The organism is Nitratireductor aquibiodomus, from assembly GCF_900105565.1.
GTDB lineage: Bacteria > Pseudomonadota > Alphaproteobacteria > Rhizobiales > Rhizobiaceae > Nitratireductor > Nitratireductor aquibiodomus.
In genome coordinates this window covers 2078411-2091862 of the sequence record NZ_FNSL01000001.1, presented here as the reverse complement: position 1 = coordinate 2091862, position 13452 = coordinate 2078411, and the positions used below count along the sequence as shown (strand labels likewise).

General features: G+C 61.2%; 9 protein-coding genes and 1 tRNA gene. 6 read left to right on the top strand and 4 right to left on the bottom strand.

Translation table 11 applies throughout. The features are described 5' to 3' along the window. Nucleotides 1-9 precede the first annotated feature (9 nt). Both serA and BLW55_RS09915 read right to left on the bottom strand, forming a co-directional pair. Entirely contained in the window at nt 10-1608 is a 1599-nt protein-coding gene (serA, locus tag BLW55_RS09920) for a phosphoglycerate dehydrogenase (RefSeq protein WP_090328613.1), read from the bottom strand. Nucleotides 1609-1674: 66 nt separating this feature from the next. Beyond that, nucleotides 1675-2850, bottom strand: coding sequence for a phosphoserine transaminase (locus BLW55_RS09915; RefSeq protein ID WP_090328612.1), 1176 nt, complete (start codon nt 2848-2850; stop codon nt 1675-1677). Between the two features lie 239 nt (nt 2851-3089). Here BLW55_RS09915 and BLW55_RS09910 point away from each other — a divergent pair, with 239 nt between their 5' ends. Further along, nucleotides 3090-4388 carry an adenylosuccinate synthase gene (locus BLW55_RS09910; RefSeq protein WP_007010592.1) on the top strand — a complete coding sequence of 433 codons (1299 nt, stop codon included), beginning with the start codon at nt 3090-3092 and terminating at the stop codon, nt 4386-4388. Nucleotides 4389-4463: 75 nt separating this feature from the next. Further along, the gene (locus tag BLW55_RS09905; RefSeq protein WP_090328610.1) at nt 4464-5951 is read left to right on the top strand and encodes a hypothetical protein; all 1488 of its coding nucleotides are present in this window, start codon (nt 4464-4466) and stop codon (nt 5949-5951) included. A 270-nt stretch (nt 5952-6221) separates the two neighbouring features. Here BLW55_RS09905 and rpoH read toward each other — a convergent pair whose 3' ends face one another. Next, the gene (gene rpoH / locus BLW55_RS09900; RefSeq protein WP_065817017.1) at nt 6222-7145 is read right to left on the bottom strand and encodes an RNA polymerase sigma factor RpoH; all 924 of its coding nucleotides are present in this window, start codon (nt 7143-7145) and stop codon (nt 6222-6224) included. A gap of 201 nt (nt 7146-7346) precedes the next feature. Next, nucleotides 7347-8396, bottom strand: a complete 1050-nt coding sequence (locus BLW55_RS09895; RefSeq protein WP_090328608.1) for an RluA family pseudouridine synthase — start codon at nt 8394-8396, stop codon at nt 7347-7349. A 26-nt stretch (nt 8397-8422) separates the two neighbouring features. Between BLW55_RS09895 and BLW55_RS09890 the strand changes: the two genes are divergently transcribed. The 4 genes from BLW55_RS09890 (at nt 8423) to BLW55_RS09875 (ending at nt 12823) form a co-directional block, all read left to right on the top strand. Further along, entirely contained in the window at nt 8423-8797 is a 375-nt protein-coding gene (locus tag BLW55_RS09890) for a hypothetical protein (RefSeq protein WP_007010223.1), read from the top strand. A gap of 2 nt (nt 8798-8799) precedes the next feature. Beyond that, a complete protein-coding gene (locus BLW55_RS09885) occupies nt 8800-9201 on the top strand; it encodes a VOC family protein (protein ID WP_090328607.1) in 402 nt (133 codons plus the stop codon). 51 nt (nt 9202-9252) lie between these two features. Then, nucleotides 9253-9327: transfer RNA gene (locus BLW55_RS09880), tRNA-Glu, on the top strand. Between the two features lie 190 nt (nt 9328-9517). Further along, nucleotides 9518-12823 (top strand): response regulator, encoded by a 3306-nt coding sequence (locus BLW55_RS09875; protein WP_090328605.1) that lies wholly within the window; start codon nt 9518-9520, stop codon nt 12821-12823. Nucleotides 12824-13452 lie beyond the last annotated feature (629 nt).

Sequence of the window (13452 nt, the reverse complement as noted above, 5' to 3'; positions counted from 1 at the left end):
GTTTGACCCCTATGCGGCCACGTCGAAGGACAATGGCTTGGCCGAGAGGATCACGTCGGTTGCGCGCAGCTCGCGGAGGACTTCCGGCGGGAAGGGCGCGTCGAGGTAAAGCAGGGCGATGGCATCGCCGCCCGGCCGGTTGCGGCCGAGCTGGAAGTTGGCGATGTTGACCTGGTGCTTGGCGCAGATCGAGCCCAGCAGACCGATAATGCCCGGCACGTCGTAATTGGTCGTGTAGAGCATGTGCTGGCCGACCTCGGCATCGAGATTGATGCCCTTGATCTGGATGAAGCGCGGCTTGCCATCGGAGAACACCGTACCGGCGATGGTGCGCGTCTTCTCGGAGGTCTTCACCGTCAGCTTGATATAGCCATCGAACACGCCCGACTTGTCGCGCTTGACCTCCGAAAGAATGATGCCGCGCTCCTTGGCCATGATCGGGGCCGAGACCATGTTGACATCGGCCACCTGCGGGCGGATCAGGCCGGCGAGTGCCGCGCTGATCAACGCGCGGCGGTTCATCTCGGTGGTGGAGCCGTCGAACAGGATCTCCACTTCCTCGATGGCCTCGTCGGTCACCTGACCGACGAATGCGCCCAGCACTTCCGCCAGCTTGATGAAGGGCTTCAAGCGCGGGGCTTCCTCAGCGCTGATCGAAGGCATGTTGATCGCGTTCGTCACAGCCCCCTTCGTCAGATAGTCCGCCATCTGCTCCGCCACCTGGATGGCCACGTTCTCCTGGGCCTCGCTGGTGGACGCGCCCAGATGCGGTGTGCAGACCACGTTGGGCATGTTGAAGAGCGGGTTTTCCGTCGCCGGTTCCGTCTCGAACACGTCGATACCCGCACCTGCGACCTTGCCGGATTTGAGGCCTTCAACGAGATCGGCCTCGACCACAAGGCCGCCACGCGCGCAGTTGATGATGCGCACGCCCTTTTTCATCTTCGCGATGGCATCCTTGTCGATCACGCCACGCGTCTTGTCCGTCAGCGGCGTGTGCAGGGTGATGAAATCGGCGCGTTTGAACAACTCGTCGAGTTCGACTTTCTCGACACCCAGTTCCGAGGCACGTTCTGCCGAAAGGAATGGGTCGAAGGCCACCACATGCATCTTCAGGCCGATGGCGCGCATGGCGACCACAGAGCCGATATTGCCGCAACCGATCACACCCAGCGTCTTACCGGTGATCTCGACACCCATGAAGCGGTTCTTCTCCCACTTGCCTCCATGGGTGGAGGTGTTGGCCTCCGGGATCTGGCGGGCAACCGCAAAGAGCATGGCGATGGCGTGTTCGGCCGTGGTGATGGAATTGCCGAAAGGCGTGTTCATCACGATGATGCCGCGGCGCGATGCGGCCGGAATGTCGACATTGTCGACGCCGATGCCGGCGCGCCCCACCACTTTCAGATTGGTGGCATTGTTGATCAGCTTTTCGGTGACCTTGGTCGCGGAGCGGATGGCAAGGCCGTCATACTGGTCGATGACGGAGAGGAGCTTTTCCTTGTCCTTGCCCAGATCGGGCAGGTAATCCACCTCGACGCCGCGATCCTTGAAGATCTGAACGGCGGTGGGCGACAGTTTGTCGGATACGAGTACGCGGGGCGCCATTGCGGCCTCCTGTTTCAATAAAATGAAGTGGGAAGGCGGCTCCGGTTCAGGAGCCGCAGTATCGTGTCAGGCTGCGGCCTTGAGGCTCGCCTTCTGCGACTGGAACGCCCAGTCGAGCCAGGGCATCAGCGCTTCCAGATCGGAGGCTTCCACCGTGGCGCCGGCCCAGATTCGCAGGCCCGAGGGCGCATCGCGGTAATGGCCGATGTCATAAGCGACGCCTGCTTTGGCGAGTGTGGAGACCATGCCTTTGGCAAAGGCAGCCTGCTCGCCCGCATCTAGTACGGCGATCTCTGGATCGATGATCGACAGGCACACCGATGTGTTGGAGCGTGTTGCCGGCACTTTCGCCAGATGGTCGAGCCAGGGCGTCTTGCGCACGAACTCGTCGATCACGGCGAAGTTCGCATTGGCGCGGGCAACGAGACCGTCGAGGCCGCCAATGGCCTTCGCCCAGTTCAGCGCGTCCAGATAGTCTTCCACGCACAGCATGGAGGGCGTGTTGATCGTCTCACCACGGAAGATGCCCTCGATCAGCTTGCCGCCCTTGGTGAGGCGGAATATCTTGGGCAGCGGCCATGCGGGCGTGTAGTTTTCCAGCCGTTCCACGGCGCGGGGCGAAAGGATGATGACGCCATGGGCGCCTTCACCGCCAAGCACCTTCTGCCAGGAGAAGGTGACCACATCGAGCTTGTCGAAGGGCAGGCGCTGCGCGAAGGCCGCAGACGTTGCGTCGCAGATGGTCAGGCCCGCGCGGTTCGCGGGAATGAAATTGCCATCGGGCACGCGCACGCCGGAGGTGGTGCCGTTCCAGGTGAAAACCACGTCGCGGTCAAAATCGATGGAGCCGAGATCCGGCAGATCGCCATAATCGGCTTCGATGCGGCGCACATCGTCGAGCTTCAGCTGCTTGACCACATCGGTGACCCACCCGGCACCGAAGGATTCCCAGGCAACCATGTCGACGCCGCGCTCGCCAAGCAGCGACCAGAGCGCCATTTCGACGGCGCCGGTGTCGGATGCAGGCACGATGCCGATGCGGTAATCGGCCGGAACCTGCAGAATTTCACGGGTAAGATTGATGGCCTCTGCCAGTTTCGCCTTGCCGATGGAGGAACGATGCGACCGGCCAAGGGGAGCGTCGGCGAGCGCGTCAAGCGACCAGCCGGGACGTTTTGTGCAGGGACCTGAGGAAAAATGCGTATTGGCCGGACGGAGGTCCGGCGTGGGGAGTGTGCTCATGATATATCCTATCCTTCCAGATAGCACGCCTCTCGGTGGGGAGAGGTGGCCCACGGACGGAGTTACGCCGATCCGGTTTTTTCGTCAAGTGCGACATGAGTGCCTCTGGAGACGGGAAATCGGTTCTGCATGGCGCGAGATGGTTCCCACCGGGGCTTTGAGGCTCTATAGAGGCGTTTCGATTTCTTAAGTCATCCAGGCGGGGGACCCGCCGGACGTTGCGCCGGAAGGACGTTTTCATGGCAAATGTGGTGGTTGTCGGCTCGCAGTGGGGCGACGAGGGCAAGGGCAAGATCGTGGACTGGCTGTCGGAGCGCGCCGACGTGGTGGCGCGTTTCCAGGGCGGCCACAATGCCGGTCATACCCTCGTCATCGACGGCGTGAGCTACAAGCTGTCACTGCTGCCCTCCGGCGTGGTGCGTCCGGGAAAGCTCTCGGTCATCGGCAATGGTGTCGTGTTCGACCCGCATGCTTTCGTTGCGGAAATGCGGCGTCTTGCCGAGCAGGGGATCGAGGTGACGCCGGACCGGCTGAAGATTGCCGAGAACACGGCTCTGATCCTGTCGCTCCACCGTGAGCTCGACGGGTTCCGCGAGGATGCCGCTTCCAATTCGGGTACGAAGATCGGCACCACCCGTCGCGGCATTGGTCCGGCCTATGAAGACAAAGTCGGCCGCCGCGCGATCCGTGTCATGGATCTGGCCAACAGCGACACGCTGCCGATGAAGATCGACCGCCTGCTCACGCATCATAACGCCCTGCGCCGGGGGCTCGGCCACGAAGAGGTGACGCACCAGGCCATCATGGACGAGCTCACCTCGGTGGCTGACAAGATCCTCCCCTATGTGGATCGTGTCTGGAAAATTCTTGAGGATGCGCGCCGGGCAGGCCAGCGCATCCTGTTCGAGGGGGCGCAGGGAACGATGCTCGACATCGACCACGGCACCTATCCTTTCGTGACGTCCTCCAACACGATTGCCGGACAGGCAGCCACCGGCTCCGGTCTCGGACCGGGTTCCATCGATTACGTGCTTGGCATCACCAAGGCCTATACGACCCGCGTCGGCGAAGGGCCGTTTCCGACAGAGCAGGACAACGAGGTCGGCGAGTTCCTCGGCACGCGCGGTCATGAGTTTGGCACCGTTACCGGGCGCAAGCGGCGCTGCGGCTGGTTCGATGCGGTTCTCGTGCGCCAGGCAGTCGTCGCCAACGGCATGAACGGCATCGCTCTCACCAAGCTCGATGTTCTCGATGGGATGGACGAGATCAAGATCTGCACCGGCTACAGGCTCGACGGCGAACTGATCGATTATCTCCCGGCAGGTCAGGGCGCGCAGGCCCGTCTCGAACCCGTTTATGAGACGCTTGAAGGCTGGAAGGGCACGACCAAGGGCGCACGCAAGTGGACGGACCTCCCGGCTCAGGCTGTTAAATATGTCCGCCACGTGGAGGAACTGATTGGCGCGCCGGTGGCGATTCTTTCCACCAGTCCTGAACGCGAAGACGCCATACTTGTGACCGATCCTTTTCAGGACTAGTTTCGCGGGCGGAACTGTCTTGCGTGTCTATGGAAATGGCCGCGCGTTCAAGAAGTAAAACAGGTTTGATAAGGCATGGCGGATTTTTCTGCGGTTCTGAAGAAGACGATCGAGGCGTTGTCGGAAAACACTCCGGCGGCGCGCGAGCGCATCTATCAGAAGGCCCGGACGACGATCGAGAACAAGCTTGCGGGCATGGACCCGGCGCCGTCCGCTGCGGTGGCTGACCGCCAGCGCAAGCTGCTTGAAGACGCAATCGCCAAGGTCGAGGCAGAATACGCGCCTCCGCCCCCGCCTGAGGAACCAGCACAGGATGAACTAGACCAGATCTTTGCCGAACTGGATGTCGATCCGGCGAAGCCGGGTGTTTCTGTCCCCCCCGCCTTCGAGACGCCGGCTCCGACGCCGGAACCTGCCCCCCCGGCTGCGGAAGCGCCGAAGGAAGCCGGGGCCGCCTCAGAAGGGAGCGAAGCGGACCATGCCGTGCGCTCCGAAGCGCCGATCTCGTCTTCAGGTGAGGATGTCGCCCTGGAGACACCTCCGCCGCCGCCGCACGCCAGGCCGCGCAAGGGTGGTGTTTCCGGGCTGGTTGCCGGCCTGGTTCTGCTTCTCGTGGCCGCCATTGCCGCAGGCGCCTGGTTCTACAGGGACGATCTTTCCAGGCTCGCTGATTTCGAGGGCGATGGGCAGACGGTCGCCGAGAGCGGTGAGAGCGGCTCGGAGGCAGGAGACGGTGCACCGGCGGATACTCAGGGAACCGAGCAGGCGGCAGCCGAGAGCGGCAGCGCCGAAGCCACTCCGCCCGCCGAGCCGGCGCCGGTTCGCAAATTTACCCAGCGCCTGCTCGAAGATGGACGCGAGGTCGATGAGGGCCCAGCCGGCGGAGAACCCGGTCTTGGCGAAGGCACGTCCGTGGCACAGGCAACGGTGCAGGGCGATGAAACAGCGGTGCAGCCGGCACCGGCTCAGAGCGGTCAGCCGGAGAGCCCGGGCGCCGGCGAAGCGCTGCCCGTGGGCCAGAAGGCGATCTTCTATGAAGAGCGCACGAGCGTTTCGCAGGGGTCTGCGGATCTCGGCGCGGTCGTCTGGTCCGTGGTGCAGGAATCGCCCGGCAACGATCTTCCACCCGAGCCGGCCATTCGGGCCGATGCAACGATCCCCGAGAAAAATCTGCAGCTGAAAATGACGATCCGGCGCAATGCCGACGAATCTCTGCCGGCCAGCCATATTCTCGAGATCATCTTCCTCACACCGGACGATTTCGACGGCGGTGGTATCGACAATGTCCTGCGTGTGTCCCTGAAGCGGTCCGAGCAGGATACGGGCAATCCGCTGCTTGGCATCCCGGCCAAGATCGCCGACGGCTTCTTCCTCGTTGCGCTCAGCGACAGCACTGCCGATGCCGAGACCAATATGCTCCTTCTGCGCCGCCAGAGCTGGATCGACATACCCGTGGTCTACAAGTCGGGACGCCGTGCGCTTATCACGATCGAGAAGGGCATTCCCGGTGAGAAGGTTTTCACCGATGTGCTCAACGCCTGGCAGAATGCGACGAGCGGCTGACGGGACGGTGGCTTTCCCGCAAGTTGCTTAGATCGTTGATGGAGCATCGGACCGAAAAGTGGAAACCGGCTTTCGGATTATTCCGATGCTCTACAGCGCCGCGCGTCTTACAAGACGCGCAAAGGACGCTGTAACACTTTCAAATGATGCATGTTCGTTGTCTTTCAAATGAACTCATTTGAAAGCGACATGCATTAGAAACAACCTCAAAAAAAAGCCGGCGGGAGACCACCGGCTTTTTTCAGTTCATGCAAGTTGCACGTTTCCGTATCAGGCGCCTGCCTGGCGGTGTGCCTCGGCTGCCATGGCCTTGGCGGCCAGTGCCTGCTGGCGAGCCGAATTCTGCACGGCTTCCTGCACCTTCTCGAAGGCGCGGACCTCGATCTGGCGCACGCGCTCGCGGCTGATGTCGAATTCGCCTGAAAGCTCTTCCAGGGTCATCGGATCCTCGGAAAGGCGTCGGGCCTGGAAAATACGCTTCTCGCGATCGTTCAGCACCGACATGGCGTCGCCGAGCATGCGGCGGCGAGTTTCCAGTTCGTCCTGCTCGACCAGCATGTCCTCCTGGCTTTCGCCATCGTCGACCAGCCAGTCCTGCCATTCGCCCGATTCGCCCTCGGTCGCCCGGATGGGCGCGTTGAGCGAAGCGTCGCCGGACAGGCGGCGATTCATCGAAATCACCTCTTCCTCGCTGACATTGAGGCGCGTGGCGATCTCCGAAACCTGTTCGGGATTCAGGTCGCCGTCATCGAGTGCCTGAATCTTGCTTTTCACCTTGCGAAGGTTGAAGAACAGGCGCTTCTGGTTCGCCGTGGTGCCCATTTTCACGAGGCTCCACGAGCGCAGGATATATTCCTGGATCGAGGCCTTGATCCACCACATGGCATAGGTGGCGAGACGGAAGCCGCGCTCCGGTTCGAATTTCTTCACGGCCTGCATCAGGCCGACATTGCCTTCGGAAATGACTTCGCCGATCGGCAGGCCATAGCCGCGATATCCCATGGCGATCTTGGCCACGAGACGCAGGTGGCTCGTCACGAGCTTGTGTGCAGCCGCCGTATCGTCATGCTCTGAATAGCGCTTGGCGAGCATGTACTCTTCCTCGGGCTGAAGCATGGGGAAGCGGCGAATCTCCTCCAGGTAGCGGGTCAGTCCGCCTTCACCTGAAGCGATGCTGGGTAATGTCTGGGCCATTTAAGCACCCTCCTTTGCCGGATATGCCCTCATGCGGGGACGCCTTGAAAACCTGGCGTTTGCTGGAATGAGAGACAGCGCGACCATCTTTGATGCATCGCACCATATCCTATGTAGGAACGAATTCCGACGGTTAAAGTTTCATCCTGCTGTCAACATTATGTCACCAGGCGGTGAACAATAATATTATTGTACCGATAATTACAAAATATCCAGCGCGCTTGTCAATGCCATCATATCGGGAGGCGGATCGGCCTCGAAACGCATGAGGTCGCCGGTCTCCGGATGGCGGAAAGCCAACAGGCGCGCATGAAGAGCCTGACGCGGAAAAGCGGCGACTGTAGGGCGTATGTCTTCCGGCAGGCGGTTTACCTTCGTGCGGAATGCGCGGCCATAGTCCGCGTCACCGATAAGCGGGTGACCGATATGGGCCATATGGACACGGATCTGATGGGTGCGTCCGGTTTCCAGCCTGCATTCCACTTTCGCGGCAAACGCCTTGCCGCTGCCATCGGCTCCGTAACGCTTCTGCACCTGATAGCGGGTCACCGCGTGGCGCGCATCGCTGCGCCCCGCCGGCACGACGGCACGCAATGTCCGGCTCTGTGCATGGCGCCCGAGCGGGGCGTCGATGGTCCCCGCCATCCGCTCCGGTGCACCCCAGACGACGGCGACATAGGCGCGCTCCAGGTCGCCGCTCCGGCCGTGGTCGGCAAAGGTCTCCGAAAGAAGGCGATGGGCATTGTCCGTCTTTGCAACGACCATGACGCCGCTTGTATCGCGGTCGAGGCGGTGCACGATGCCCGGCCTGCGCACGCCACCAATGCCCGAGAGTGAGGCGCCGCAATGGTGCAGCAGCGCATTAACCAGCGTGCCCGACCAGTTGCCTGGGGCGGGGTGGACAACAAGACCGGCCGGTTTGTTGATCACGATCAGTGCATCGTCTTCGTAGAGAACCTCAAGCGGAATCGCCTCGGCTTTGGGCTCGGCAGGCTCCGCTTCAGGTATTGTCAGCGCGTAGACCTCGCCCTCCGCGACCCTGTGCTTCGTCTCGGTGACCGGGTTTTCGTCCGTTGTCACTGCACCGGCGCGGATAAGCGTCTGCAGGCGGCTGCGTGAAACGGACGCGCCCAAACGGCTCGAAAGCCAGCGATCCAGCCGTTCTCCGGCATGTTCTGCTTCGACGGTAAACGCTTTGCGCGCACTCGTGTCTTCCCAATCGTTGTGGTCTTCGGTATCAGGATCGCCCATTGGAACTGCTTTCGAAACGGTGAGACATGGCCACGCCACAAGAACAGGAAGACCTGGAGCAGGAAGAGCTCGACCCGGCGGCCGAGCGTGTGCGCCGCAAGATGGTCCGTTTTATGGCCATCAACCTGGGCATTCTGTTCGCAGCGGTTATGGCTGTCGTGCTCGCCTTTGTCTACAAGACGCTCAGCAGTGGCCCCGAGGAGCCCGCCGAGACGATTGCCCTGCCGGGCGATGCCGTTGAAGGGAGCATCGACCTTCCCGAGGGCGCGCGCCTCGTCTCTCAGTCTCTGGACGGTACGCGGGTGTCGCTGCATCTGCGCCTTGCCGACGGCACCGAGGAGCTGCGTCTCTACGACCTGGCGAGCGGTCGGATGATCGCCAGGTTCGCGCTGCAGCCCTGACCATGTCCCGCTACATCGCGCTCACCACGCTTGTCGTCCGCGATTATGACGAGGCAATCGCCTGGTATCGCGGGAAGCTCGGCTTTCACCTTCTTGAAGACACCGTCCTTTCTGCTGAAAAGCGCTGGGTTGTCATGGCGCCAGACGCCGGGGCGCCCGGCGCGCTGCTTCTGGCGCAGGCTTCGGGAAACGGACAGTCGGCCAGCATTGGCAATCAGGCAGGCGGGCGCGTGTTCCTCTTCCTGCATACGGATGATTTCTGGCGCGATTACCACGCCATGCGGCAGGCTGGCGTGACGTTTCGTGAGGAGCCACGGGAAGAGGCCTACGGAACCGTGGCCGTCTTTTCGGATATCTACGGCAATCTTTGGGATCTTTTGCAGCGAAATTCGCAGGGAACTTAAAACCGCTGTTGCATTTGCCGGCGAAGGCGACTATATCGCCGCAATCGCTGCGCTCCCATCGTCTAGCGGTCAGGACGCCGCCCTCTCACGGCGGAAACAGGGGTTCGATTCCCCTTGGGAGTGCCACTTTCCCAAACTTTTTCGATTTGCAGGCTGATCGTGCTGCGCTCCAGCGGCAGGCAAGCTCCGTCTGGCAGGGTGCGCTGCGAACACTTCTTATGCTTTGCAAATCGTTAAGCCTTGGCAACCACACTGTTGTTGATGCGTTAAGGTCACGAGAAGGCTCGATTTGTGCCTTTTTAGGGAGCGGACAGTTTTGGGGACCGGCGAGGATTCAGACGTTGGGCAGCGTTTTTGCGGCGATGAACTGGCCGCTCTGCTGCGGTCTGCGCCCGGCTGGGTCTGGGAAGCCGACGAAGCCCATCGGCTGACCTGGATATCGGAAGAGTTTCCGAGAATCACCGGGCTGAATCCTGAGCGTTTCATCGGCCGGTCGCGCATCACGCTGGCCCGCAATGCGTTTCATCCCGTCGGCGATGTCGAGGCCCATGAGAGACTTCTCGCGGCGCGCGAGCCGTTCAGCCAGTTCGTTTACGACCTGGAAGGTGGACCTCCGGACTGCCGCTGGATTTCTGTATCCGGGTTCCCGCTTTTCGACGACCAGGGCCGATTCCGCGGCTACCGGGGTGTAGCCTGCAACGTCACGCCGATGATGGAGCTCCTTCGCGGGGCAGGAGGAGCAGGCGATGGCGTGGATGTGCACGATCATCGCACGGGCAGCGGCGGGCATCTTGCAAGGCTGATGGCTGCACTGGATGTCACCCGCGACGCGTTCTGCTGTTACGACGCAGACGACCGCCTGGTGCTCAGCAACCAGGCCATGCTGGACATGTATGCAGGGCTGGAAGACGTCATCCGCCCAGGGACGTCTTTCGAGGCGCTTTTGCGTGCCGGTCTCGAGCGCAGAATACTGTCTTCAGAAGGGCTCGAGCCGGAGGTGTGGCTTCGCGGGGTTCTCGATCTGCGCAGCCGCGAAGAGGCCTTTGAAAGCGTGCTCCGTTTCACGGACGGGCGCTGGGTCATGCATCGCGAGAAGCGGACCGAGGATGGCGGGGCCATCGGCGTCTGCACCGACATCACAAGGCTCAAGCGGCATGAAGGTGCGCTGGCCGCGGCTCTCGAAAAGGCAAAGCTTGCCGAAGCCATCCTGGATGAACTGCCCAATCCGGTTTTCGCCAAGGATCAGGATCTCCGGTTCGTTCTGGCCAACCGGGCCTTCAAGCGTACGCTTGGCGACGAAGCGACTGAGATTCTCGGTCGGCGTGCCGCCGATTTCACGACACCGGAGCTTGCCGAGACATTCGAGAGCAGCGAGCGGCGCGTGCTCGAAACCCGCGAGGATTTTGAGGTCGAGGAAGACTTCGACCAGCCCGGTATCGGCAAGTACCGTATCGTGCGCAAATGCCGCGTGGAGACGGAGAGTGGCACGTCCTATGTGGTGGGGGCGCTGTTCGACATTTCCGATATCCGCAAGCGCGAGAACGATGCCGAAGATGCGCGCCGGCAGCTTGCCGAGGTTCTGGAGACGCTTCCGGCCGGCGTCGTCATCTATGATCGTGACGACCGCTATGTTCTGGCCAACCGCAAGATGCAGGAGGCACTGCCGGCCATGATACCGGCGATGCGGCCGGGAAAATCGCTGCGGGATGCGGTCGAGCTCGCGCACGATGCGGGATACTTCCGTCAAAGCGGAGATCCGGATCTCGATGCGCTTTATGACACCGATCGGGAAGCCTGGATCGCGGGCTATCTGCGTTCCTATCACGTACATCATCGCATCTTTGAGCGCAGTCATGCCAATGGGCGCTGGGTCAAGGCCATCGATACACGCACCGAGGATGGCACTTTCGTTGGTGTGCGGGTGGATATCACCGAGCTGAAACAGCGTGAGGCCGAATTGCAGGCCGCACGCGAGGAGGCCGTGCTCGCCGACCGGGCAAAATCTGAATTTCTGGCCAATATGAGCCACGAGATCCGGACGCCCATGAACGGCGTTCTCGGTATGACCGAGTTGCTGGCAAAGACAGAACTAACGGCCAAGCAGAAGACCTTTGCCGACATCATCCTGAAATCGGGCAATGCGCTTCTCACCATCATCAATGATATTCTGGACTTCTCCAAGATCGATGCGGGTCACATCGTCCTTGAGGCCGATCCGTTCTATCTCGGAGAGGCGGTCGGCGATGTGGCAACCCTCATGTCGTCGCGGGCAAAGGAGAAGGATCTCGAGCTGATCGTCCGGGTGGACCCGGGCATCACGCGCGCCGTGGTGGGTGATGTCGGCCGCGTCCGGCAGATTTTGACGAACCTTGTGGGCAACGCCGTCAAGTTCACCGAAAAAGGGCATGTTCTGGTGAATGTGAGCGGCAGCGACACACCCGATGGCGCGTTGGCGCTGCAGTTCAGTGTCACTGATACCGGCATCGGAATTCCAAAGGAAAAGCTCCACCTGATCTTCGACAAGTTCAGCCAGGTCGATGCGTCGTCGACGCGCCGCCATGAGGGTACCGGCCTCGGGCTCGCCATCACCTCGCGCCTCGTCGATCTCATGGGCGGTGAAATTGGTGTAGAGAGCGTGGAGGGGCGTGGATCGACGTTCTGGTTCACGTTGATTCTGCCCAAGGCCGCGGGCGCGACCCCGCAACCCCTCGCACCCCGTGAAGTCTCGAACGCCCGTGTTCTTGTTGTTGATGACAACTCAGTCAACCGGATGATCCTCCGCGAGCAGATGGAGCACTGGGGTTTTGACGCCTGCGTGGCCCGGGATGCCGGCGAAGGTCTGGATGTGCTGCGTGCTGCTGCAAGGCTGGGACTGCGCGTCGACTGCGCCGTTGTCGACTATCAGATGCCGGGCATGAACGGGCTGGAGATGGTGGAAGCGATGAGGGCGGAGCAGGCGATCGCGGACGTTCCGGTGGTTCTTTTGACATCCGTCGACCAGTCACTTTCCGGCTTTGGGGCACGCGAACTGTCCATTGCATCGCATCTGATCAAGCCAGCGCGATCATCGGCGCTCCTCGAGGCAATGGTGGCTGCCATGCAGCCCGCCCGAGCCGCAGCGCCGGTTCATGAAGTCGGAATGGCACGGGAGCCCCTCCCGGAAAGCCCAGCGCAATCTACTGAAGTGGACGACGCGGCGTTGCAGAACGAGGATGAGGTCTCTTCCGACATCGACATCCTGGTTGCCGAAGACAATGAAGTGAACCAGCTGGTCTTCCGGCAGATTCTGAGCGAGGCCGGGCTGCGTTTCGATATCGTGGAAAGTGGCAAACATGCGCTGGAAGCGCATCAGCGCAGGAAACCGCGCCTCATCCTGATGGATGTTTCGATGCCCGGAATGAGCGGGCTGGAGGCAACGCGGGAAATCCGCCACCGGGAACGGGAGACGCGGACACGGGTTCCGATCATCGGTGTTACCGCTCACGCCTTGAAAGGTGACCGCGAGCTCTGTCTGGAAGCAGGGATGGATGATTACCTTTCCAAGCCGATCAGCCCCAGGGCGCTCCTGGAGAAAATCAACTCCTGGGTGAGTTTTGTGCATCAGAAATCAATCAACAAATGAGTAAAAAAATCTCTTAACTCATTGTTGTTTATTGATTATTCGTTTCCCCTCGGGCTTTCTCGTGGACTAGCGCGATCGCACCATTTAGGGAATCTGGTGCTCTCATTAAAGTTGAGACAAATGGTCGATAGCTGACCATTATTTTCCGGGCGGGCGGATGTCCGCAGGCCGTGGGTGATCCAAACGAGCCCCAACAGGATCTATCCGGGTTTTAAACCCAGCCAAGTGTGATTTGCCATTCCATATGGTGTTTCCCCCGCCCGGCTTTTTTGGCTCTGCACATCCAGTACGGTCTTCCTGCACACTTCAGTTGGCTCCCGCTTTTTACCCCGGCGACAACCCAGCTGGTATTATCCGGGGTGATGTACACACTCACTGTGACACAGATACAGAGCCGCACGGGGGCATTGTGCCTCTGGCAGAACGGCTGCGCCTGAAGGGCAGCGAAAGCAGCCCTGTCACACGGGCTTCGCCGGCCGCTTCGTTGCAACGGCAATCCGTTCCCCCGCCCGAAAAACCTGTCGTTTCGCCATCGTAATCGGGCTGACACGGAACTGTCATGGAACTGTTACACAGAGTTGTTATTCCGCTCCTCGACGCCGGCAGGGCGTCTGACCGAATTCCGAACA

Coding starts and splice junctions, on each gene's coding strand:
- serA (WP_090328613.1), bottom strand. CDS start 1,608: ATGGCGCCCCGCGTACTCGTATCCGACAAACTGTCGCCCACCGCCGTT.
- BLW55_RS09915 (WP_090328612.1), bottom strand. CDS start 2,850: ATGAGCACACTCCCCACGCCGGACCTCCGTCCGGCCAATACGCATTTT.
- BLW55_RS09910 (WP_007010592.1), top strand. CDS start 3,090: ATGGCAAATGTGGTGGTTGTCGGCTCGCAGTGGGGCGACGAGGGCAAG.
- BLW55_RS09905 (WP_090328610.1), top strand. CDS start 4,464: ATGGCGGATTTTTCTGCGGTTCTGAAGAAGACGATCGAGGCGTTGTCG.
- rpoH (WP_065817017.1), bottom strand. CDS start 7,145: ATGGCCCAGACATTACCCAGCATCGCTTCAGGTGAAGGCGGACTGACC.
- BLW55_RS09895 (WP_090328608.1), bottom strand. CDS start 8,396: ATGGGCGATCCTGATACCGAAGACCACAACGATTGGGAAGACACGAGT.
- BLW55_RS09890 (WP_007010223.1), top strand. CDS start 8,423: ATGGCCACGCCACAAGAACAGGAAGACCTGGAGCAGGAAGAGCTCGAC.
- BLW55_RS09885 (WP_090328607.1), top strand. CDS start 8,800: ATGTCCCGCTACATCGCGCTCACCACGCTTGTCGTCCGCGATTATGAC.